This is a genomic window from Rhodobacter capsulatus (assembly GCF_005144475.1).
GTDB lineage: Bacteria > Pseudomonadota > Alphaproteobacteria > Rhodobacterales > Rhodobacteraceae > Rhodobacter > Rhodobacter capsulatus_C.
In genome coordinates this window covers 65,267-87,498 of sequence record NZ_SWJZ01000041.1, presented here as the reverse complement: position 1 = coordinate 87,498, position 22,232 = coordinate 65,267, and the positions used below count along the sequence as shown (strand labels likewise).

Here is a 22,232-nt window from a genome sequence, read left to right as displayed (position 1 = left end):
CCAGAAGCGGGCCAAAGGCGCGCACGCTGAGCCGGTCCAGCAGATCGGAAAGCGCGATCCGCTCGCGGCCCTGATCCTCGGCCAGTTCCGTCAGCAGATCCGACAGCCGCTCGGGCCGCGGCTGACGCGCCAGACGCGCGCGCAGCTTCGCGGCGACGGCCCGGGCGCGGGCCCGGGCGGCGGGGCCGGACATCCGGCTCATGCGCGGCGCCCCGAGGGACCGCCGGACAGGAAAGCGGGGCACATGGCAAATCGGCACGTCATGAGCGGGAATCACAAGGGTCAGAGGAGTGTATCTCGCAGATAGGCCGCCCCTCCCCGGCGCGCAAGTCCGCGGCCGTCGAATGTTGCGCCCGGGCCGTTCAGGGGCTGACGGCGTAAAGGATGAAACCCGAGGCCGGGGCGTAGCTGTCGTAAAGCGCCCGCGCCGGGGTGTTCGTCTCCGCCGTCAGCCAGCGCACCGAGCTGTAGCCGCGCGCGCGTGCAAAATCCCGGACATGGTCGATCAGCGCCCGGCCGACGCCCTTGCCCCGCGCCTGCGGCAGGGTGAACAGGTCGCTGAGGTAAACCACCATCCCGCCCGAAAGCGAGCGGTGCATCAGCGAATACTGCACGAGACCCAGTGCGGCGCCGTCTGCGTCGCGGGCGATATCGGCCCAATAGGGCTCGGCTTCGGACTGGATCCAGTCCCAGACCTGCGCCTCGGCCGCGATGGCGTCGGTGCGGTAAAACGCGGCATAGGCCCGGAACAGCGCCTGCCAGTCGGCACGGTCGGCGGGGGTGACGGGGGCAATGGTCAGGGGCATCGGCGGTCTCCTTTGGCACAGGAAAGCGCAGGCAGGTGGCGGCGGCAAGCGGGCAAAACGGGCGATCACGGCCCGGATTGCACGAAACCCGGCCGCGTGCGATGCTGCGGCATGGCCGAGATCGTCAATCTGAACCGTTTCCGCAAGCAAGCCGCCCGCGCCGAGGCCAAGGCCGCGGCCGAGGCCAATGCGGCCAAATTCGGCCGCACCAAGGCGCAGAAAAAGCTGGAAGAGGCCGAGGCCGCCAAGGCCCGGGCCGCCCTTGAGGCGCATCGGCGCGATCCGGGGCCGGAAACGTGAGCGAGGCGCCGCGCAAGCATTCGCTGACGCTTGGCAGGCACCGCACCTCGGTTTCGCTCGAGGACGAGTTCTGGGCGGGCTTCAAGGAGCTGGCGGCGCAGCGCGGTCTGGGCATCAACGAAACCGCGCGCGAGATCGACGCCGCCCGCGATCCGGGCACCGGGCTGGCCACGGCGATCCGGCTCGCCGTGTTGCGCCACTACCGCGACCGCTGCACCAGCCCCGAGCGCACCGCGGCTTCGCAGGCCGCCGCCAGATCCTTGCGCGAGGGATAATCCGACACATCGAGCGGCGGATGAAACACCACCTCCGCGGCGCCCTGCCGGGCGACCGAGAGCACCTTGGCCAGATGCGCGGCAAAGGGCATGTCCCGCCACCAGCCGTAAAACCGCGGATCCTCGCCCTCGGGGGCGGTGTAATTCACCGTGACCGGCTGGATCTGCATCACCTTGTCCAGCCCATGGGTGTAAAAGGCGGCAAACAGCGTCGTCTTGAACGGCAGCACCTGCAGCCCGTCGGTCGAGGTGCCCTCGGGGAAGAACAGCAGATGGTGGCCGTCGCGGATGCGGTCCTCGAACAGCGCCTGCTGCGCCTTCGCCTCGCGCGGGTCGCGGCGGATGAAGACGGTGCCGGTGGCGCGGGCGAGCCAGCCGATGAAGGGCCAGCCCGCGACCTCGGCCTTGGAGACGAAATAAAGCCGCTGGCAAGCGTTCAGGGTGAAGATGTCGAGCCAGCCGGTGTGGTTGGCGACGACGGCGCCGATATGCTGCATGGGGCGGCCACGGACGGAATAGCGCAGCCCGAGGATCGCGACGCAGATCCGGCAGACGACGGTGGTGATCGCGGGGGTCCAGGGCCGGTGCCCGCCATGCAGCGGCCGCTCGATCAGCCGCACCGTCAGATGCAGGGCCAGCCCGAGCAGCAGCAAAGCCGCCATCGGCCCGCCGCGCAGGATCAGCCGCGCCCGCCCCGCCAGCGTCGGGGGCTTCTCGGGCGGCGGTTCGTCGCCCATCCAGATCGGTCGCGTCATCCTCGCCCCTCCACCCGTCGCGTGTAGAATTCCCGGTGCTTTTCCGACATCGCCCGGGTATCCATCAAAAGCATGACATCGGTGGTGTTGAAGGGCCGGTCGACAAAGGCGCCCTCGCCGACGAAACCGCCCAGCCGCAGATAGGCCTTGATCAGATTGGGCATCGCCTCCAGCGCCGCACGCCGGTCCAGCGCCTCTTTCGCCACCAGATCCATGCTTTGAAACTGCGTCGCGCGCGGGCGCAGCCCCTCGGGGGCAAGATGGTGGTGATGCAACCAGGAGAGCGGCTGTCGCAGCGCCTCGACATCGGTGCCGTGAAACGAGGCGACGCCGAACAGGATCTCGATCTCATGCGCCAGAACGTAATCGGCCAGCGCGTTCCACAGCATCAGCATCGCCGCGCCGCCGCGGTGATCGGGATGCACGCAGGACCGCCCCAGCTCCAGCAGCCGCCGCCCCGAGGCGCGCAGCGGCGTCAGATCATATTCCGCATCGCAGTAAAAGCGCCCGATCTCGGCCGCCCGGTCCGAGCGCAACAGCCGATACGCCGCCACCACCCGATCCAGATCGTCTTCGGGCCGCGCCGTGTCGATCAGCACGAGATGGTCGTAAAGCGGATCGAATTCATCGGCTTCGAGCCGGTTTTCGTGATCGATCAGCGGCCCGGCGCCGCCCAGTTCCTCGACGAAAACGGCATAGCGCAACCGTTGCGAGGCCCTGATCTCCTGTGCATCCCGCGCCAATCTGATTTCATAAGAAAGCGGTGCTGCCGCCATGCTCAAAGCCTTCCGTCTTCGTTCACGTGTAGGCGCCCGCGCGCAAGGCTGCAATGACGCGGACACATGCCCCGCACGGCGAAAGGGGTCAGGGCCGTGACGCGGGGCTGTTAACCATTCTTAAAGCTGTTAACCTTTTATCAACCTTGGTCGGGAATAACGAGGGCAAGCTGCACCCGTCGCCCGTCGATCACCTGTTTGCCGGCATGTTCGAAATTGACCGTCACCCTGTCGCCGACGCGCGACTGTACCTGTCCCAGCCCCCAATCGGGGGCCTGGGGGTTTTTCACCAGCATCCCCGGTTCCAGAAACGCGTTCATCCTGCCCTCGCTTCGGCGACCCCCGAAAGGGAAATCCACCATGACCCATGACGTTTTCGTCCCTGCCCCGCCGCCCGAGACCGCGCCTTCCGAGGCCGATCTTGTCGCTCTTGTCGGGTCGCGACTCTGCCACGACCTTATCAGCCCTTTGGGGGCGATCGGCAACGGGGTGGAATTGCTGGCCATGTCCGGGCTGGCCGACAGCCCCGAAGTGCAGCTGATTTCCGAAAGCGTCGCGGCGGCCAATGCGCGGATCAAGTTCTTCCGCATCGCCTTTGGCCAGGCCTCGGTCGATCAGCGCATCGGCACCCCGGAAATCCTTGGCGTTCTTGAGGAAATCTCGCGCGGGGGGCGGCTGAAATACCACTGGCTTGGCGCGGGCGACCAGTCGCGCCGGGTGGTGAAGCTGATCTTCCTCGGGCTTTTGTGCCTGGAGCCCGCGCTGCCCTGGGGTGGCGAAGTCGTGATCTCCGAGGAAGACGGCGAATGGCGTCTTGTCGCACAGGCCAGGCGCACGAAGCCCGATCCCGAGCTGTGGGCGCGGCTTTCGGGCAGCCTTGCCACGGTCAGCCCGGCGCAGGTGCAGTTCCTGCTTTTGCCGCGCGAAGCCGGGCATCAGGGGCGGCGCGTCGTCTGGGAGGTGACCGAGACGGGCGCCGAGATCCGGTTCTGAACCTCGGGCCCGGCTTTACGCTCGGCCCGGCTTTACGCCCTGATCGTCCCGTCGCCGCGCACGATATATTTGAACGAGGTCAGCTGCTCGGCCCCCACCGGGCCGCGCGCATGCAGCTTGCCGGTGGCGATGCCGATTTCCGCCCCCATGCCGAATTCGCCGCCATCGGCAAACTGCGTCGAGGCGTTGCGCATCAGAATGGCGCTGTCGAGCCGCTCGAAGAACCGCGCCGCGGTGGCGTCGTTTTCCGTCAGGATCGATTCGGTGTGGCTGGAGCCATAGCGGCGGATATGCGCGATGGCGCCGTCCACCCCGTCGACCAGCGTCGCCGCGCAGATCATGTCGAGGAATTCACGGCCGAAATCCTCCTCGGCCGCGGGTTTGGTGCCGGGGATATGCGCCAGATCGGCCGAGACCCGCATCTCGACCCCCGCCTTGAGCAGGTCTTCGATCAGCACCGCGCCGTGTCTGGCGTAAAACGCCCGGTCGATCAGCAGGCATTCCATCGCGCCGCAAATGCCCGTCCGCCGGGTCTTCGCGTTCACCACCACACGGCGGGCTTTCTCCAGATCGGCCTCGGCATCGGCGTAGATGTGGCAGATGCCTTCCAGATGCGCGAAGACCGGCACCCGCGCCTCGGCCTGCACAAGGCCGACCAGCCCCTTGCCGCCGCGCGGCACGATCACGTCGATATGGGCCACCGCCCGCAGCATCTCGGCCACCGCCGCCCGGTCGCGGGTCGGCACCAGCTGGATCGCCGCTTCGGGCAGGTTGGCGGCCTTCAGCCCCGCGACCATGCAGGCGTGGATCGCCCGGCTCGAATGGAAGCTTTCCGAGCCGCCGCGCAGGATCACCGCATTGCCCGCCTTGAGGCACAGCGCCCCGGCATCGGCCGTCACATTGGGCCGCGATTCGTAGATCACGCCGATGACGCCCAGCGGCGTGCGGACGCGCTGGATGTGCAGCCCCGTCGGCTGGTCCCATTCGGCGATGATTTCGCCCACCGGATCGCGCTGCTCGGCCACCGCGCGCAGCCCCGCGACGATGCCGCGGATACGGCCCTCGTCCAGCATCAGCCGGTCCATCATCGCGGGCGACAGGCCTTTTTCACGGCCAAAGACCATGTCTTCGGCATTGGCGGCCAGGATTTCGTCCTTGCGGGCGGCGACCGCCTCGGCGGCGGCGCGCAACGCGGCCCGCTTGCGTTCGGCCGGGGCAAAGGCCAGCTCGGCCGCCGCGGCACGGGCGGCCCGGCCCATGGTGTCGATCAGGGTTTTCGCTTCCAGCTCGTCGCGCATCAGACATCCTCCGTTGGGCGCGTGATACGCCACGAACGGGGAAGCGTCCAGAGGGAGGGGGAAAGTGGCGCGGTTGACGGGGCTCGAACCCGCGACCCCCGGCGTGACAGGCCGGTACTCTAACCAACTGAGCTACAACCGCGCGATGGGGGTTCACTACCGGCTGCGGCAGGGGGCGTCAAGCGGGAAAGCGCAGGTCTCTGACGAAGGGCGCAGGGGACAGATGTCCCCGCGGCCCCGGCAATGGCCTCGCCCTCGGGGGTGGGGGCGCGGGAAAGCGCGCGGCGGCGATCGAGGCCCAAACCAGACGACCAAAAGCAAAAGCCCCCGCAGAAGCGAGGGCTTTTTGAAAGTGGCGCGGTTGACGGGGCTCGAACCCGCGACCCCCGGCGTGACAGGCCGGTACTCTAACCAACTGAGCTACAACCGCGCATTTCTCCCGGGCCGTAACCGCGGGCGTGGGAGGCTTCTACGCATCCCCGCCCCCCCCGTCAAGCGGTCAAACGCGAAAATTTCATCACAGCAGCGCCGCGAACTCCGCCTGCTCCTCTTCGTCGAGCAAAGCCACCGCCGTGCGGCTGTCGGTCACCAGATCCTGCAGCAGACGGCCCGTCAGCGCCGCATGCAGCGCCACGACCTTGTCCGTCCCGCCCGCCAGACCGATCACCCGGCGGCGCAGGAAATCGGATGCCGCGGGCGCCAGCGTGCGGGCGGCCAGCGCACCGGGCAGCTCGCGGCCCTCCTCGTCGAAGAATCGGCCCAGAATCTCGCAGGCCGCGCCCTGACCGACGATTTCGGCCAGATCCTCGGCGCAGATCATGCCGAACTGATGCAGCTGGTTTTCCGGCGCGGCACGGCCGATGCCCACCACCCAGACCTCGGCCTGCAGCGCCATCTCGATGACCCGGCGCAGCATCGGCTGGCGCAGCAGATCGGCCGCCTCCTCGGGCGTGGCCGCATAAAGCGCCGTCGGAAACGGAAAGGCCTGCGCCCCCAGCCGCTGCGCGATCTGGCTCATCACCACATGCGGATAGGCGGCATGGGCAAAGGTCAGCTCGCCCAGAAGCGAGACGAAGCGCAGGTTGCCCCCCCGCAGCTCGGGCAGCTGCGCCACCATGGCGGCGATGGTGCGGCCATGCGACAACCCGACAAGGGCCGGGGCCGAACGCGCCTGCAAGACCCGCACCAGATGGCGGGCGGCGGCGGCGGCGATCATCGGCACCGGGTCGGTCTGATCGCGCGGCATCAGCGCAAGGCAGACGGTGCCCAGCCCGAACCGGTCGCGCAGACGGCGGGCGAGACGGCGGACCAGTCGCATCCCCTCGGCCGCGCCCGGCGGCGGCACCGCCTCGCTCGGGCGCTGATCCAGCAGCGCCCGCACCCGTTCGGGCGGCAGGCCAAGCCTCCAGCCGATCTCCTCGACCGACAGACCGCCGATGTCGTGCAACCAGCGCGCCCGCGATTCGGGCGTGTCGGGATGGGGGACCCTGTGCGGCGGTGCGGTCATGCGCCAGATCCTCCGAGACCGGCCAGGGCGATGGCGCGCGGCCGCGGCTCTTCGGCCAGATAACGCGCCTCGAAACTGCGCAAACACAGCGGCCGGCCCAACAGGAAGCCCTGCATCGCCGGACAGCCCTCTTCCTTCAGGATGCTGAACTGCGCCTCGGTTTCCACCCCCTCGGCGATCGCCCGCAGGCCCAGCGCCCCCGCCATCGCCAGGATCGCCCGCACCAGCGCCCGGGCGCGACCGGGTTCGGGCCCTTCAAGACCGCGCACGAAGGACCGGTCGATCTTGATTTCCGCCACCGGCAGGCTTTGCAGCACCCCCAGCGCCGATTGCCCGGTGCCGAAATCGTCGATCGCGATCTTGTAGCCCGCATCGCGCAGCCGTTCGAGATTGCGTCGCTGCCGCAGCCCCGGCGCGGCAAGGCCGGTCTCGGTCAGCTCCACCGTCACCTGTTCGGGGTCCAGCCCGACACGCAACAGCCGCTCGGCCAGATCGGCATGGCCCGGCGCGTCCAGCGTGGTCGCATTGATGTTCACCGCCAGCGGCAGCCGGATCCCCCGCGCCGCCCAGTCGGCCATCATCGTCCCGGCCAGCCGCATCACCTCCAGATCGATCGCCGAGACCAGACCGTCGATTTCCGCCACCGGAATGAATTCCGCAGGCGAAATCGGCCCGAGTTCGGCATCGGTCAGCCGCAAGAGCGCCTCGGCGCCGATCAGCCGGATCCCTTCGCGCACGTCGAATTTCGGCTGCAGATGCAGCTCGAAACTGCCCTCCTCCAGCGCCCGGTGCAGCGCCTGCGCCACCGCGGTGCGGCGTTCGAACTGCGCCCCGATCTCGGGCGAGAACAGCGTCACCGTGTTGCGGCCGCGCGCTTTCGACTGGTGCATCGCCATGTCGGCGGCGCGCAACAGCGCCTCGGCACAGCCGCCGGGTCCGGCCTGCAGCGCCACCCCGATCGAGACGGTCAGGAAACACTGCCGCCGCTGCAGCCGCATCGGCCGGGCAAAGGCGCGCACGATGTCCCAGCTGCGCGATTCGGCGGCCAGCGCATCCGCCCCGGGCAGCAGCACGACGAATTCATCCTCGTTGGTGCGCGCCAGCAGCGCCCCTTCGGGCAGGCCCTGCTCCAGCCGCTTCGCCGCCGATTTGATCAGCTGATCCGCGGTCTCGTGGCCCAGCGTGTCATTGATCAGCCGGTGATTGTCGAAATCGATGCACAGGACAGCGATCCCGCCGCCCTCGGCATCCAGACAGGTCAGCCTTTCGCCCAGACGCCGCATCATCAGATAGCGGTCGGGCAGGCCGGTCATCAGGTCATGGGTGGCGATGAAGCGGGCATTGTCGATCGATTGTTCCAGCTGCTGGCCAAGCTCGTGCAACGTGGTGATGTCCGACAGCGACAGCAGCAGCCGCCCGCCCCCGGGATCGCCCGGCAACACCACCAGATCGACCTGCAACAGCCGCAGCCGCCCGGCGCGACGCAGCCGGATCAGCACCGCCCCGCCGTGCTCGGGATCCTCCATCGCCGCGGAAAGATCCGCCCGCCCCTCCTCGATCGGCAGCAGGTCGGCCAAAGGACGCCCGCAGACCGCCCCCGCGCCGCAGCCCATCAGCGCACAGGCCTCGGGATTGGCGAAGACGACCCGGTCCTGCGCATCCAGCACGATCTTGCCGCTGGGCAGCGCATCAAGGATCGTGGTCAGCCGGTCGCGTTCGCGGGCCAGCTCGCCCTCCAGCGTCGAGACCGCGGTCATGTCGAGATCGCAGCCCATCAGAAAGCTCATCTCGCCCGAGGGTTTCCAGCGCACGGCGCGGCAAAAGGACAGGAAGGTGACCCAATGCCCCAGCCGATGCCGCGAGCGCGACAGATATTGCATCAGATCGCCCCGGATCAGGCGGGCGCGCATCTCGGGGGAATCGAAGCTCGCGACATCCTCGGGATGGCTCATCCGCGCCCAGTCGTCATGGCTGAAGGGCTCCAGATCGTCCGGGCCGTAGCCCAGCCGGTCCTTCCACGAGGGCGAAACATGCAGCGCCCCGCTGCGCAGATCGACATTCCAGGACGAAGTGGGGGTGATTCCGGCGCTTTCCAGCGTGTTGCGCGCCAGCTGCAGCGCGGCATCCAGGCGAAACAGCCGGCCCGAGGCCGCAACCTGCGGCGACGCCGCGGCCGCGGTCTCGGCCGGTTCAAGACAGGTCAGGATGAAATCCGCGCCGCCGGGGCCCCAGCGCAGGCGCAACAAGATCCCCCGCGCCGAGGAGGTCTCGGGCCGCTCCAGTCCAAGCCGCGCCGGATCGGGGACAAAGCTCAGGAACCGGTCCAGGTCGGCCCGGTCGTCGGGGTGGAAAAGCTGCGAGAATTCGGCCAGATCCAGGGCAAGAGCCCCCGCGCCGCGCCCCAGAACGATCCGCGGTCCGGCGGCGCCGGTCCGCAGGCGCCAGGACAACTCTCCGACACAAGCGGGCGCCAGAGCGCCGGATGCCGGATCGAAACGGGGGTTGCGAGCGGCCAATCTTGTCTCCGGGTTCTCCCTTTTGTGCAAGACCGTAGCATGGTTTCGTGCAACGGGCGAGTGCAATCACTCAACCCAGACATGTCCGCGGCGGGTCAGCAGGCCCGGGGCAGCGGGGCGCTGCGGTCGGCCTCGGTCAGGCAGATCAGCTCGGCGCCCAACCGCGCCGCCAGCGCCTTGCCCCGGCTCGCCCCCAGCACCATGCAGGCACTGGCCAGCGCATCGGCGCGGATGCAGCTGTCGGCCAGCACCGTGGCCGAGACCGGACCGCCGAGCAACGGCGCACCCCGCGCCGGGTCCATCGTATGCGCCAGATGGCGGTCGCCGACGCGGACCCAATGCCGGTAATCGCCCGAGGTGGCGATGGCGATGTCGGTCAGTTCGAACATCGCATGGATGGCGCGATGGCCGAAGTCGGGCCGTTCCAGCGCCACGGCCCAGCCGCGATCCCCCGGAGGTTTTCCGATCGCGCGCAGCTCGCCGTCGATCGCGGCCAGCGCGCAGTCGATCCCCGCCGCGCGGGCCGCCGCGATCAGCCGGTCAACGCCGTAACCCTTGGCGATGCCGCACAGATCAAGGCTCATCTCGGCGTGTTTGCGGGCGCGGCCCTGCGCCGGATCCAGTTCCAGCACCTCGAAGCTGGGGCGGCGTTCCCGGGCCATCGCGGCGCGGATCGCGGCCTCGTCGGCGGGCACCGGGCCGAAGCCCCAGGCGCGGACGGCATCGCCCATCGCGATCTCGAAGGCGCCGCCGCTTGCGCGACCGATGACCAGCGCTTCTTCCAGCACCGCCATCAGGTCGGGCGGCAGGTCGTGCCAGACCCCGAGCGGCGCCGCATTGAACCGCATCAGGTCGCTTTGCGGCTTCCAGGTCGACATCTGCGCGTCGATCCGGTCCACCTCGGCCTGACAGGCGGCGCGCAGGGGGGCGGTGTCGAGCCCCTCGGCCGCGTGCAGCGTCAGCGCCCAGCGCGTCCCCATCGTCGCCCCGTTCAGCGCGCGGCGCGTGGTCTCAGTAGACATCTTCGGCATAGCGTCCCTCGGCTTTCAAGGTGGCGGGCGTCTGCCCGATGGTGGAAAGGATCTCGGTCAGCGCCGCGCGCACCGCCCCGGCCATGTCGCGCCCGCCGCAGACCATGATCTGCGCCCCCGCGCCGATCAGCCGCGCCAGCTCGGGCGCGTCGGCGCGCAGCGCATCCTGCACATAGGTCTTCGGCCCGTGGCGGGAAAAGGCGGTCGTCAGGCGCGTCAGCTGCCCCGCAGCCTGCCAGTCGCGCAGTTCGGCATCATAAAGCAGGTCGCTTTGCGGCGCGCGGGCGCCGAAATAAAGATGCATCGGCCGGTGCCGCCGGTTGGCGCGCAGGAAGCCCGCCAGCGGCCCGACGCCGGTGCCCGCGCCGATCAGAATGACCGGCTTGCGGCCCTTTTGCGGCCGGAAGGCGGGGTTGCGGCGCACGAAACTCGCGATCGTCTGGCCGGGGGCCAGATCAGTCAGCTGGCCCGAACAGAGCCCGCCCGGATGCCGACGCACGCAGATTTCCAAAAACCCGTCCCGCGCCGCCGAAGCGAGCGAATAGAACCGCGGCAGGTCCGAGCCCCGGGGCAGGATGCCGATCAGATCGCCCGCTTCGAAGGTCGCAAGCCCCTGCCCGGTCAGCCGTTGCCAAAGCGTCGCTTGCGGCAGGGCAAAGCGCAGGATCGCGGTCGGAGCCTGCACCTCGGCGCCATAGTCGCGCCGCGAGATCAGGGTGAGGGGGCTGGTCTTCGGCCGCTCGGGCAGATGCGTCAGATCAAGCGGCAGCGCCAGGACGGCGCCCAGATCGCGGCTCCAGCGGGCGAAATCCTGCGCCGATTGCCGGTCGACGGTGGCCATCGGCAGCAGTTCCGCCCAGCCGATCCGCGCCGCCACGTCGCGCAGGCTTTCGGCAAAGGCGCAGAACTGCGGGAAGGAGCGGTCGCCAAAGCCAAGGATTGCCAGCGGCGCGGTCGGGGCGGATGTCAGCGCCGCGATGCGGTCCAGCACGCCCTTGGCGGCGGTCGGCGCCTCGCCCTCGCCATAGGTGGCGGCCAGGATCAGGAAGCGGCGGGCCTGGGGGTAGCGGGCGGGGTCGAAACCGGCGAGCGGCGCGGTGTGAACGCGCTGCCCCTCGGCCACCAGCCCCTGATGCAGGCTGCGGGCAAAGCCCCAGGTCGTGCCGCCCTCCGAGGCCACAAGCACCACGGTTTGCGCGGCATCGGCACGGGCATTGCGGTGGATGCGACGGCTCGAACGCAGACCGGCCAGCCAGTGTTGCGCCCCGGTCAGGGCCAGCGCGGGCACCGAAAGCGACATCAGCCCCAGAAGCAGACCCAGCACCGAGGCCCCCTGCCCCGTATGCAGCAGGATCATGATTTCCGTGGCTTTTTCGAAAAACCCGGGGGTGGCCGAGGACAGCATGACCCCGGTCCCCGGATCGATCAGCGCCACGCCGCCCTCGGTCGTCAGCTTGAACGTGTCGGTCGGATCGTCGGGTGAGGGCAGCGACAGTTCCTTGAGCGCCTCGGCAGGGGTATTCGCCAGCGCCGGGATCTGGTCATAGGCCAGCCGCGGCAGGTTCGCCGTCGCCAGAGCAGGCGCCGGTTCCGCCGCGGTATCGGGCAAAAGCGAGAACATCGAGGCGGTCATCCAGAGCGCGGTGACCGAGGACAGGATCAGCACGCCGACGGCGAAACGCGCCAGTTCCACATGCAGCCGCCCGGCAAAGGGGCCGCGGGTGCGGCCAAACCAGCGGCTCCAGCCGCCCATCCGCCGCGCCACGAGCCAGAGGCCAGAGATCGCCAGCACCAGCATCAGCGCCGCCCCCGCCGCCGCGACCAGCCGCCCGGTGTCATCGGCGAACAATTCACGGTGCAGGTCGGTCAGGAAGCGCGAACCCGGCAGCGGATCGGGGCTGCCAAGATCGGCGCCGGTCGCGGGGTCGATCACCGCCGCGCCGGGCCTGCCGCCCTCGAACCACCAGGCCACCACGCGCCCCGAAGGCGCGCGGCGGATCTGTTCCAGACCGGGATGGGCCGCGGCCACCCGTGCCGCCAGATCGGCGACCGTCAGCGTGCTTTCGGCCTGCGGAACCGCCAGCCGTTCCAACGCCGGGTAAAGCGAAAGCGCCGCGCCGGAAAGCGCCAGCACAAGAACGAGAAGCGCCGCCAGAAGGCCGGGCCAACGGTGCAGATGTCGCAGCACGGGAATGCCTCCTTTTCAGGGGTTTACTTGGAAACGGTCAGGCTCTGGACGAAGTATTTCCCCGCCACCGGCTTGCCCAGATTGTCCGAGGTCAGCGGGATGGTGACATCGTCGCGCATGTCCGACATCTTCTCGACCGAGCTGTCCACATGCAGGACATAGCCCTGATCAAACAGCGTGTCGGCCAGATCGAGGGTGATCGTCAGTTCGCGACCCGCCCCCACCGAGGCCCCGGTGATGCCATCGACCTGCGCGGTGTTGCCGCCGGTCGCGGCATACCAGCCGCCGAGGTGGCTGTAATATTTCGCCTTGCCGCCCGCCATCCAGAGCGAACCGACATAGCCGCCGGTCGCATCGGTGACGTAATAGGCGAGATAGGCGCCATCGCCGCCGTAACTGCTCATCTGCGTGGTGAAGGTGACCGGGGTGGCCAGGGCCATCCCCGGAACGAGCGCGGTCGAGAAGGCCAGCGCGGTGTGAAGCGGTTTCATCTCTGGCTCCTCAGTTCGTTTGCACTTGCGGTTTCGAGCCCGGCGCGAAAAGGCCGTTCGCGGGCGGGGCGACGGTGCCCGCCGCTGCCGGGGCGGCGCCGCAGCCGGTCGCGCCGGGCGGGCAGTTGCGGCCGCCATGATCGTCGTCGTCATCGTCATCGTCGTGATGACCGTGGTGGCCGTGACCGCCGAACCAGCCGAAGAAGCCGTCGTCGTCGTCATCGTGGTCATTGTCGGCCAGCTGCACCGGCTGCGCGGGGGCCTTCTGCGCCGCATCGGCCGGGACGGTGCCCGCGAAAAGCGGCGCGTCGATCGGCGCGGCCGAAAGCGCGCCGACCACGGTCGAAGACAGAAGCACCGCAAGGGCGATCAGGGGAAGAGAGGATTTCATCTGCGATTTCCTTTGGTTGCATCAGACATGAGGGCACCCGGCCCGGAGTTTGGGTCCGGGGAGGAGGCGCTTTCGGGAAGGGTGGGCGGCGGCTCCGACCAAGGAAAAACCGCCGCCCTGCCGGGCGAACCCGGATCAGTCGTCGTGATGGGAAGAACGATCCTCATCGTCGTGGTCGTCGCCGCGGCGGTGGTGATCGTCGCCGCCGCCGCGGCGCAGGATCACCAGCGACCCCGGATCCAGCCGCATCCGCACCCGGGCCCCGGCCGCGTCCAGCGCATCGACTTCGTAACAGCCGTCGTCGATCTTGATGCGCCGCACCGTCAGGCCCTGCTGTTCCACCAGCGCCTGCACGGCTTCGCGCGGTTGCCAGTCGGCCATCGGCACGGTGCAGTCATTGTCATGCGCGGCGGCGGCGGGGGCCTGCGCCAGCACCGCCAGAGCGGCAAGGACGGGCAGGAAGCTGGAAGCGGTCATGGGGTCCTCCAATCAGGATGAGGCCCTTCTGACCTCCGAAACTGACGACAAGCTGAAGCGTTCGAAAAACCTGCTTCAGGTTCCCGTCAGCTTCGCACAGGATAGAGCAAGGGTGAACAAGGAGCCCCCGCATGCGTATCCTGATCGTGGAAGACGACGCCGTTCTGGGGGCCGCGGTGCGCGATCAGGTGGCGGCCGACGGCCATTCGGTCGATTGGGTGATGCGGCTCGATCAGGCCGCGGACGCGCTGGCGGTGGCGGCTTTCGATCTGATCTTGCTTGATCTGATGCTGCCCGACGGCCGCGGCATCCCGTTTCTGAAAACCCTGCGCGCGCAGGGGGGTACGACGCCGGTGATCATTCTGACCGCGCTGGATCAGGTCTCGGACCGGATCGACGGGCTGAATGCCGGGGCCGATGATTATCTGGTCAAGCCCTTCGATCTGGCAGAGCTGACGGCGCGGATCGGATCGGTGGCGCGGCGCTATGCGGGCAATCCGAACCCGGTCCTCTGCCTTGGCGAGCTGACGATCGACCTTGCCGCGCGCGAGCTGCGCCGGGCGGGCAAGGCGGTCGCGCTGACGGCGCGGGAATGGGCGCTGTTCGAGCTGCTTCTGTCCCGCCCCGGGCAGATCTTTCCCAAACGCGATCTGGAAGACCGGCTGTATTCTTTCGATGACGAGATCGGCTCGAACACGCTTGAGGTGCATGTCTCGCGGCTGCGCAAGAAGCTGGGCGCCAGCGTGATCGAGACCGAACGCGGCCTTGGCTACCGGCTGGTGCGCGCATGAGGCGGGCCTCGCTGCAATCGCGTCTGGCCATCGCGGTGGGGCTGCTTGTGACCGTCCTTTGGATCGCGGCGGCCAGTGTCACCGCCTGGCGGCAGCGGCTGCAGATGGATGCGATGTTCGATGCCTCGCTCCAGGAAACCGCGCATCGGGTGTTGCCGCTGGTCGTCTCGGACATCCTGAGCCGCGGCGATCTGGTCACGGGCACGCAGACCGTGCCCGCGGTGCGGCCGCATGACGACAGCTTCAGCTACATCGTGCGCGACGACAAGGGCTCGATCCTGATGATCTCGCATGGGGCCGATCCGGGGCAGTTTCCGGCCTGGGACGGGATCGGCTTTCGCACCACGCAGGCGCTGCGGCTTTACAATGACGCGGCGTTGCAGGGCACGGTGCGGATCTCGGTGGCAGAGCCGATGGTGCACAGGAAACGCATGGCCTTCGAGGTGCGGATGGGGCTACTGGCGCCGATCGCGCTGGTGCTGCCCTTGACGCTGGCCGGGATTGCCGGGCTGATCCGCTACGGCTTTGCGCCGCTGCGGCAGTTCCGGCTGCGGCTGGCGCGGCGCGGGGCGGCCGATCTGACGCCGGTGGACGCGACCGACCTGCCCGCCGAGGTGCAGCCGCTGGCCCAGACGCTGAACGCGCTGCTGACCCGGCTTGACGCGGCCTTTCAGGCCGAGCGCAGTTTCGCCGCCAATGCCGCGCATGAGTTGCGCACGCCTCTGGCCGGGGCGATCGCGCAGGCGCAACGGCTGCGCGCCGAAACCACCGATCCGGCGGTGATCGCGCGCGCCACCGACATTGAAACCGTGCTGAAGCGGCTGACCCGGCTGTCCGAGGGGCTGATGAGCCTCGCCCGCGCCGAGGGCGGACGGCTGCGGCGCGAGGCGGTGCAGGATCTGCGCCCGGTGGTGCGGATCGTGGTCGAGGATGCGATGCGGCTGGCGGGCGGGGCCAAGGTCACGTTCGATCTGCCCGAAGCGCCGGTTCTGTCCGATCTCGACCCCGATCTGTTCGGCATTCTGGTGCGCAATCTGGTGTCGAACGCACTGCGGCACGGCGCCGAGGTGCGGCTTTGGCTGGAACCCGGTCGACTGCGGGTCGAGAACGACTGTGACCCGCTGGCGCCCGAGATTCTGGCGCGGATCGGGGCGCGGTTCGAACGGGCGCCGGGGGCGGTGCGCGGCGGCGCCGGGCTGGGGCTGGCGATCGTGCAGACGATCCTGGCCCGCGCCGGGGGCGAGCTGCGCCTGACCTCGCCCCTGCCCGGTCAGAGCCGCGGTTTCGCCGCCGAGGCCCGCTTTGAGCCCCGCCAGCAGGTGTGAAAAAGCCCCGGTGCTGCGCCCGGGGCTTTCGGGAATTTCCGTGCGGGATCAGCCCTTGAGATCCAGGAAGAACTGATAGGCTTCCTTGGCGGTGAAGTTCTCGTGCACGACCTTCGCCACCGCCTGAATCATCGCCACCGGCGCTTCCGACTGGAAGATGTTGCGGCCCATGTCGACGCCTGCCGCGCCCTGATCGATGGCCTTCCAAGCCATGTCGAGCGCTTCGAGTTCGGGCAGTTTCTTTCCGCCCGCGATCACCAGCGGCACCGGGCAGCCCGCCGCGACCTTCTCGAAGCCCTCTTCGACGAAGTAGGTCTTGACGTAATGCGCGCCCAGTTCCGCGGCGATCCGCGTCGCCAGACCGAAGTAGCGGGCGTCGCGCGCCATGTCCTTGCCGACCCCGGTCACGGCCAGCGTCGGGATGCCGTAGCGGGTGCCGGTGTCGATCAGCTTCAAGACGTTGGTGATCGATTTGTGCTCGTATTCCGAGCCGATATAGACCTGCGCCGCCATCGCGCAGACGCCCAGACGGATCGCATCCTCGATCTCGACCGCGACGGTTTCGTTCGACAGTTCCGTCAGGATCGAATTGCCACCCGAGCAACGCAGCGCAACGGGCTTGGTATTGGTCGGCGGCACGGTCGAGCGCAGCGCGCCGCGGGTGCACATCAGCACATCGGCATGATCGGCAAGCGGCAGGATGTTCAGATCCATCCGCTCAAGCCCCGTCGCCGGACCCTGGAAATAGCCGTGGTCGAAGGCCAGCATCACCGTGCGGCCGGTCTTCGGGTTGAAGATCCGCGACAGCCGGTTCTTCATCCCCCAGTCGTAATGGGCCGCGCCCTTGAGGAAGAAGCCCTGCAGATCGGCCGGTCGGTCGAGCCCGAAATCCTTGCCTTCCTTGATGTCGTCGAGATCGGCCATGGTCGTTCCTTTCATTTCAGGCCGGAGCCGGACCCCGGCCCCGGAGGGGGCAGACCGGGGCCGCCCCCCGCCTGCGATCGGCGGCAAGATACCGTCCCAAGGCCCGACTTCCCAGCGAAGCCGCTGTCGCAGGGCCGACATATTGCCGCACGCCCAAGAGCTTGGGCCCGATTTCGGAGCGACGTTTACGGTATGTTTCCGCTTCTGCCCTAGGGTCACGGCAAGTTGGAAGGGAACTGGAACCGATGAAACACCCGTTGAAATCCGTCTCGGGCAAGCTTGGCCTGGCGGCGGGCCTGGCGATTTCTCTGATCGTTATGGGCTATACGGCCTACAGCGGCTGGAAAACCTCGGCCCGGGTCGAGGCGCAGGTGATGGAGACGGCAACCGGCAAGGCCAGATTCGCCGCCGGCGAAGTGGCCCGGCAGATGACCGAGGCGGTCGCCACCGCCGAAGCCCTCAACGGCATGATCACCGGCTACATGCGCCATGGCAAAGCCGAGACGCCCGAGATCATCGCGATGCTGAAACAGGTCCCGATGCGCTACGACAACCTGTTTTCCTCCTGGATGTCGGCGATCCCCGGCGGGCCGACCGACCGCTTCCTGACCGGCACCGAGGGGCGCAACGCCGCTGGCGACTTCTCGCCCTACTGGACCAAGGACGGCAAGGGCGGGCTGACCTTCCAGACCTTCCCGATCGACCCGAAGGAAATGTGGTTCGACGTGCCGACGAAAACCGGCAAGAGCCTGACGACAGAGCCTTATCTGACCCAGCAGGGCTATGTTGTCACCTCGATCTCGGTGCCGATGCAGATCGACGGCCAGATGGTCGGGCTGATCGGCGTCGACATCACCCTGGCAGAAATGTCGAAGATGATGGGGGAGATGGAGACCTTCGAGGGCGGGCGCATGATGCTGGTCGATGCGGCGGGCAAATGGATCGCCAACCCCGACCCGGCGCTGTTCACCAAACCCTATGCGGGGATCGGGGCCGATCTGGTCAAGGCCGCGCTGGCCGATGGCAAGCCGCGGGTGATCGAGGGCTTTGCCGATGGCGCGCGGCGGCTGGTTTATCCTTTCACCGCCAAGGGGATGAACGTCACCTGGGCGACGATTCTGGACGTTCCGGGGGCGGTCTTCACCACCCCGGTTCACCACGAGGTGCTCTCCACCACGCTGGGCGGGCTGGCGATTTTGGTGATGACGCTGGGGGTGATCTATCTGGCGGCCTCGGCGCTGGTGCAGCGGCCGCTGGCGCGCATGCTGGCGGCGGTGAACGGGCTGGCGGCAGGGGTCTATGACACCCCGGTCGCGGGGGCCGAACGGCGCGACGAGATCGGCGCGATGGCTGCCTCGGTGGAAACGCTGCGCCATGTCCTGGCCGACCGCAAGCAACTCGAGGCCGAGCAGGACCGGCTGCGCACCGAAGCCGAGACGCAGCGCCTGCAGCGCGAGGCCGAAGCGGCGCGGATGCGCGACGAACGCGAGGCGAGCCGTCTGGCCGAGATCGAGCGCGACCGCCGCGAGGCCGCCGCGCTCGAAGAGGCCCGCCGCGCCGAGGAAGCGCAGCGCGAAGCCCATGCCCGCGAACAATCCCAGGTGGTGGACAGCCTGGCCTCGGGCCTGCGCGAACTGGCGCGGGGCGATCTGTCGGTGGCGATCTCGACCCGTTTCCCGCCCGCCTACGAACAGCTGCGCATCGATTTCAACGAGACCGTGGCGCGGCTGTCGGACGTGATGGGATCGATCGATGCCGCGACGCGCTCGATCACCGGCGGCGTCGCCGAGATCACCGGCGCGACCACCGATCTGTCGCGGCAGGCCGAGACCGCGGCGGCGACGCTGGAAGAAACCGCGGCGGCGCTGAACGAGCTGACCGCCTCGGTGCAATCGGCGGCGCAAAGCGCGCGGCAAGTCGACACCATCGTGCGCGGCGCCACGGAAAAGGCGCGGACCACGACCGAGGTGGTCGAGGAAACCGTGACCGCCATGGGCGCGATCCAGACCTCGTCGGAACAGATCTCGCGGATCATCACCGTGATCGACGACATCGCCTTCCAGACCAACCTCTTGGCGCTGAATGCCGGTGTCGAGGCCGCCCGGGCGGGCGAGGCGGGCCGCGGCTTCGCCGTCGTCGCCTCGGAGGTGCGGGCACTGGCGCAACGCGCCTCGGAAGCGGCGCGGGAAATCGGCGCGCTGATCTCCAGCTCGGGCGATCAGGTGACGACCGGGGTCGCCCTTGTCGGACGCGCCGGCGAGGCGTTGCGGGTCATCGTCGAGGCGATCGAGACGATTTCCAGCCATGTCGGCGAGATCGCGGCTTCGGCGCATGAACAGGCCTCGGGCATCGGCGAGATCAACTCCGCGATGAACCAGCTGGACCGGACGCAGCAACACAATGCCGCCGCCTACGAGGAAACTGCCGCCGCCTGCATGACGCTGAGCGGTCAGACCCGCGGCCTTGAAGAACTGGTCAGCCAGTTCCGCATCGGCAGCGCGCCGCCCGACGCGCAAGACAGCGCCGCCGCCTGATCCCGCGCCCGGCTGCACCCGCGCCCGGCTGAATCCGCGCCCGCCTGCGCCCGCAAAGCCGCGCCCTGACCGGACGGCCCCTCGCCCGCAGCGGCTGTGTCCGGTCGGACGCTCTGCCGCAGGTTTCACGTCGCCTCTGGCGTCCGCGGCGCGGGCGTGGTTGAACATCCCATGTCCATTGCATCCGAAATCGGCCTCTACCGCGAGGCGCTCGTGTTTCTCGGCACGGCCGGGGTCATCATTCCGCTGATGACCCGGTTCCGCGTCAGCCCGGTGGTCGGCTTTCTGGTCGCCGGCCTGTTGCTGGGTCCGAACGCCATCGGCCGGTTTGCCGAAGCCTTCCCGCCGCTGGGCTGGATCACCATCCGCTCGCAGGAGGCGGTCGATCAGCTGGCCGAACTGGGCGTGGCCTTCCTTTTGTTCACCATCGGGCTTGAACTCTCGCTCGACCGGCTCTGGACGATGCGCCGCTCGGTCTTCGGGCTGGGCATGGCGCAGGTGGCGCTGACCACGGCGGCGATCGCCGTGACGGCCTTTTCCTTCGGCAACCCGATCGACGCCAGCCTGGTGATCGGCGCCTGTCTGGCACTGTCCTCGACCGCGATCGTGGTGCAGCTCTTGGCCGAACAGCACCGGCTGACCTCGGTCGCGGGGCGCAACATCTTTGGCGTGCTGCTGGCGCAGGATCTGGCGGTGGTGCCGATCCTGTTCCTGATCGTCGTCTTCGGCGAGGCCGGAAAGGGCGGGACCGAGACGATCACCCTGCAGACGGTGCTTTCGGGCCTGGGCATCGCGGTTTTGCAGGCGATCGCGGCGGTCAGCCTGATCGTCGGCATCGGCCGGGTGATCCTGCGGCGGCTGTTCCGTTCGGTCGCACGCACGCACAACCGCGAATTGTTCATGGCGGCGATCCTTTTCGTCGTCGTCGGCACCTCGCTCTTCACCCGGTTCGCGGGCCTCTCGATGGCGCTGGGCGCCTTCCTTGCCGGGCTTTTGCTGGCCGAGACCGAATTCCGCCGTCAGGTCGAGGTCGATATCGAACCGTTCAAGGGCCTGCTGCTTGGCCTCTTCTTCATCTCGGTGGGGATGCGGATCGACCCTGCGGCGGTGGCGCAGCATCCGATCATGCTGGCGATGTCGGTGATCGGCATGACCGGGCTCAAGGCGGCGGTGATCGCGCTGCTGGCGCGGCTGTTCGGTCTGGCCTGGCCGGTCGCGCTCGAGGCCAGCCTGCTGCTGGCGGGGGGGGGCGAATTCGCCTTTCTCGTGCTCAGCCTGGCCAGTTCCTCGGGGCTGACGACGCCCGAGGTGGAACAGTTCATGTTGCTCGTGGCGTCGGGCACGATGCTGGCCACCCCGATCCTGGCGCGGATGGGCCGCAGCCTTGGCCAGCGCAGCACCCGGGCGACCGCGCTGACCGACCTGCCCGCCGAGACGGCCGAAACCGTCGCCAGCCGTCCGCTGGTGATCGGCGGCGGCCGGGTCGGCAAGCTTGTCTGCGACGTGCTGGCGGGCGAGGGCTACAACTGTCTGGTGATCGACCGCGATGCCGAGCTGGTGGCGCGCGGCCGGGCCGAGGGGCGCGACATCATCTTCGGCGATGCCCAGCGCCCCGGCATCCTGCGCAAATGCGGCATCGAGACCGCGCCGATCGTCGTTGTCACGCTGCATGACGCGGCGATCACCGAACAGGTGGTGACGATGCTGCACCGGCTGCGTCCCGATCTGCCGGTGATCGCCCGCGCCCGCGATGCGGAACATGCGGTGCGGCTGTTTTCGATGGGCGCGGTGCAGGTGATCCCCGAAGCCTTCGAGACCGGGCTGGATCTGGCGGGCGTCACGCTGCGCCGCCTTGGCGCCCCGGCCGAGCAGACCCATGCGCTGCTCGAATCCCGGCGCGAGGCGATGTTGCGGCTGTTGCGCAGCGAGCCGGGCCCGCTCTGAGCCGGGCAGGAAACGGGCCAGCCCGCGCCTGCGCGCAAACGCACCCTTCCCAGACCCGGGGCGAGGCCGCATCATCCCGGGATGGATGACACCCTTGCGCAGAACGGACACGGCAGCAGCCATTCGACCAATCTTGTCGGGCGGCCCTCGGCTTTCATGGCCAGCCCCGCCTTCAACGCGGCGCCGATCCCGCTGCACATCTGGGGGGTGCGGGAAATGAACCCGGCGCTCTTCGCCATGCTGGATCAGGCCGAGACCCTGGCCGAGGCGGGCGAGGCCTTTCTGGCCTATATGGTCGCGATGTTCGGCATCGACCCCGAGCAGCGCGAGGCCGCGCCGGGCAGCCGCAAGCGCTATCGCTCGTCCTTTCTGCGGCTGGTGCAGGGCTGGGGCTTCGACAGCAACGGCCCCGAGGGCGCGGTGCTGAAAGGCTGGGTCGAAAGCCGCTTCGGCATCCTGCCCAGTTTCCACAAGGAGATCATCGCCGACATCGACGGCCCGGTCTGGCAGACCTATGTCGCGGAACGGATGCAAAGCCGCTTTCATGACAATGCGATCCTGGTGCAGCTCGATCTGCTGTTCGAATTCTGCCAATGGGCGATTGCCCGCTTCGCCTATCCGGGGCAAAGCCATGTCACGCTTTACCGCGGCATCAATGCGGTGGACCGGCACGGCATCCTGGAACAGCCCGACAAGCGCGCGGCGGTGATCCGGCTCAACAACCTTGTCTCGTTTTCGTCCGACCGCGAGGTGGCGGATTGTTTTGGCGACCGGATCATCACGACGCGGGTGCCGCTGGCCAAGGTGCTGTTCTTTCCCGGCCTGCTGCCCTCGCATCTGTTGCGGGGCGAGCGTGAATTTCTGGTGCTTGGCGGCGCGTTTCGGGTCAGTATCGAGGATATCTAGGGGG

General features: G+C 68.6%; 21 protein-coding genes, 2 tRNA genes and 1 pseudogene. 8 read left to right on the top strand and 16 right to left on the bottom strand.

Going from position 1 to position 22,232, the window contains the following annotated elements:
- A pseudogene (locus FBT96_RS10685) lies at positions 1 to 202 on the bottom strand (exopolysaccharide biosynthesis protein); the annotation flags it as partial.
- A 160-nt stretch (positions 203 to 362) separates the two neighbouring features.
- Positions 363 to 806, bottom strand: a complete 444-nt coding sequence (locus FBT96_RS10680; RefSeq protein ID WP_136906469.1) for a GNAT family N-acetyltransferase — start codon at positions 804 to 806, stop codon at positions 363 to 365.
- 111 nt (positions 807 to 917) lie between these two features.
- On the opposite strand from FBT96_RS10680, the gene FBT96_RS10675 reads away from it, so the two are divergent.
- A complete protein-coding gene (locus FBT96_RS10675) occupies positions 918 to 1,106 on the top strand; it encodes a DUF4169 family protein (RefSeq protein WP_136906467.1) in 189 nt (62 codons plus the stop codon).
- Positions 1,103 to 1,381, top strand: coding sequence for a ribbon-helix-helix domain-containing protein (locus FBT96_RS10670; RefSeq protein ID WP_136906465.1), 279 nt, complete (start codon positions 1,103 to 1,105; stop codon positions 1,379 to 1,381). Before FBT96_RS10675 ends, FBT96_RS10670 begins: the two co-directional genes overlap by 4 nt.
- Here FBT96_RS10670 and FBT96_RS10665 read toward each other — a convergent pair.
- From FBT96_RS10665 to FBT96_RS10655, 3 genes are all read right to left on the bottom strand, one after another.
- On the bottom strand, positions 1,306 to 2,136 hold the full coding sequence (locus tag FBT96_RS10665) for a lysophospholipid acyltransferase family protein (RefSeq protein ID WP_136906463.1): 831 nt from the start codon (positions 2,134 to 2,136) through the stop codon (positions 1,306 to 1,308). The two genes, FBT96_RS10670 and FBT96_RS10665, sit on opposite strands and share 76 nt — an antisense overlap.
- Complete coding sequence (locus FBT96_RS10660; RefSeq protein ID WP_136906461.1) at positions 2,133 to 2,912, bottom strand: GNAT family N-acetyltransferase; 780 nt, start codon at positions 2,910 to 2,912, stop codon at positions 2,133 to 2,135. The genes FBT96_RS10665 and FBT96_RS10660 overlap by 4 nt, the downstream gene beginning before the upstream one ends.
- A 140-nt stretch (positions 2,913 to 3,052) precedes the next feature.
- Complete coding sequence (locus FBT96_RS10655) at positions 3,053 to 3,232, bottom strand: DUF3553 domain-containing protein (RefSeq protein WP_055212319.1); 180 nt, start codon at positions 3,230 to 3,232, stop codon at positions 3,053 to 3,055.
- A gap of 40 nt (positions 3,233 to 3,272) precedes the next feature.
- On the opposite strand from FBT96_RS10655, the gene FBT96_RS10650 reads away from it, so the two are divergent.
- The gene (locus tag FBT96_RS10650) at positions 3,273 to 3,905 is read left to right on the top strand and encodes a histidine phosphotransferase family protein (protein ID WP_136906459.1); all 633 of its coding nucleotides are present in this window, start codon (positions 3,273 to 3,275) and stop codon (positions 3,903 to 3,905) included.
- Positions 3,906 to 3,937: 32 nt separating this feature from the next.
- Here the strand turns inward: FBT96_RS10650 and FBT96_RS10645 are convergent, their stop codons facing one another.
- The 10 genes from FBT96_RS10645 to FBT96_RS10600 all read right to left on the bottom strand — a co-directional run bounded on the left by FBT96_RS10645 (position 3,938) and on the right by FBT96_RS10600 (position 13,804).
- Entirely contained in the window at positions 3,938 to 5,203 is a 1,266-nt protein-coding gene (locus tag FBT96_RS10645) for a glutamate-5-semialdehyde dehydrogenase (RefSeq protein WP_136906457.1), read from the bottom strand.
- 65 nt (positions 5,204 to 5,268) lie between these two features.
- Positions 5,269 to 5,345: transfer RNA gene (locus FBT96_RS10640), tRNA-Asp, on the bottom strand.
- Between the two features lie 211 nt (positions 5,346 to 5,556).
- Positions 5,557 to 5,633, bottom strand: a tRNA-Asp gene (locus FBT96_RS10635).
- Positions 5,634 to 5,720: 87 nt separating this feature from the next.
- Positions 5,721 to 6,710 (bottom strand): sugar-binding transcriptional regulator, encoded by a 990-nt coding sequence (locus FBT96_RS10630; protein WP_136906455.1) that lies wholly within the window; start codon positions 6,708 to 6,710, stop codon positions 5,721 to 5,723.
- A complete protein-coding gene (locus tag FBT96_RS10625) occupies positions 6,707 to 9,160 on the bottom strand; it encodes a putative bifunctional diguanylate cyclase/phosphodiesterase (RefSeq protein ID WP_169583379.1) in 2,454 nt (817 codons plus the stop codon). The genes FBT96_RS10630 and FBT96_RS10625 overlap by 4 nt, the downstream gene beginning before the upstream one ends.
- A 161-nt stretch (positions 9,161 to 9,321) precedes the next feature.
- Positions 9,322 to 10,248 (bottom strand): FAD:protein FMN transferase, encoded by a 927-nt coding sequence (locus tag FBT96_RS10620; protein ID WP_249306434.1) that lies wholly within the window; start codon positions 10,246 to 10,248, stop codon positions 9,322 to 9,324.
- Positions 10,238 to 12,445, bottom strand: coding sequence for a PepSY domain-containing protein (locus FBT96_RS10615; RefSeq protein ID WP_136906449.1), 2,208 nt, complete (start codon positions 12,443 to 12,445; stop codon positions 10,238 to 10,240). Before FBT96_RS10615 ends, FBT96_RS10620 begins: the two co-directional genes overlap by 11 nt.
- A 23-nt stretch (positions 12,446 to 12,468) precedes the next feature.
- Positions 12,469 to 12,936, bottom strand: coding sequence for a DUF2271 domain-containing protein (locus FBT96_RS10610; protein ID WP_136906447.1), 468 nt, complete (start codon positions 12,934 to 12,936; stop codon positions 12,469 to 12,471).
- Between the two features lie 10 nt (positions 12,937 to 12,946).
- On the bottom strand, positions 12,947 to 13,327 hold the full coding sequence (locus FBT96_RS10605; protein WP_136906445.1) for a hypothetical protein: 381 nt from the start codon (positions 13,325 to 13,327) through the stop codon (positions 12,947 to 12,949).
- Positions 13,328 to 13,462: 135 nt separating this feature from the next.
- A complete protein-coding gene (locus tag FBT96_RS10600; RefSeq protein ID WP_136906442.1) occupies positions 13,463 to 13,804 on the bottom strand; it encodes a PepSY domain-containing protein in 342 nt (113 codons plus the stop codon).
- A gap of 131 nt (positions 13,805 to 13,935) precedes the next feature.
- On the opposite strand from FBT96_RS10600, the gene FBT96_RS10595 reads away from it, so the two are divergent.
- Positions 13,936 to 14,595 carry a response regulator transcription factor gene (locus FBT96_RS10595; RefSeq protein ID WP_136906440.1) on the top strand — a complete coding sequence of 220 codons (660 nt, stop codon included), beginning with the start codon at positions 13,936 to 13,938 and terminating at the stop codon, positions 14,593 to 14,595.
- Positions 14,592 to 15,920: an ATP-binding protein gene (locus tag FBT96_RS10590; protein WP_136906438.1), complete on the top strand. Its 1,329-nt coding sequence runs from the start codon at positions 14,592 to 14,594 to the stop codon at positions 15,918 to 15,920. The genes FBT96_RS10595 and FBT96_RS10590 overlap by 4 nt, the downstream gene beginning before the upstream one ends.
- Positions 15,921 to 15,968: 48 nt before the next feature.
- Here FBT96_RS10590 and lsrF read toward each other — a convergent pair whose 3' ends face one another.
- Positions 15,969 to 16,844: a 3-hydroxy-5-phosphonooxypentane-2,4-dione thiolase gene (gene lsrF, locus FBT96_RS10585; RefSeq protein WP_136906436.1), complete on the bottom strand. Its 876-nt coding sequence runs from the start codon at positions 16,842 to 16,844 to the stop codon at positions 15,969 to 15,971.
- Between the two features lie 245 nt (positions 16,845 to 17,089).
- Between lsrF and FBT96_RS10580 the strand changes: the two genes are divergently transcribed.
- From FBT96_RS10580 to FBT96_RS10570, 3 genes are all read left to right on the top strand, one after another.
- Positions 17,090 to 19,378: a methyl-accepting chemotaxis protein gene (locus FBT96_RS10580; RefSeq protein ID WP_136906434.1), complete on the top strand. Its 2,289-nt coding sequence runs from the start codon at positions 17,090 to 17,092 to the stop codon at positions 19,376 to 19,378.
- Positions 19,379 to 19,549: 171 nt separating this feature from the next.
- A complete protein-coding gene (locus FBT96_RS10575; RefSeq protein WP_136906432.1) occupies positions 19,550 to 21,322 on the top strand; it encodes a cation:proton antiporter domain-containing protein in 1,773 nt (590 codons plus the stop codon).
- Between the two features lie 81 nt (positions 21,323 to 21,403).
- Complete coding sequence (locus FBT96_RS10570; RefSeq protein ID WP_136906430.1) at positions 21,404 to 22,228, top strand: NAD(+)--dinitrogen-reductase ADP-D-ribosyltransferase; 825 nt, start codon at positions 21,404 to 21,406, stop codon at positions 22,226 to 22,228.
- Positions 22,229 to 22,232: the final 4 nt, after the last annotated feature.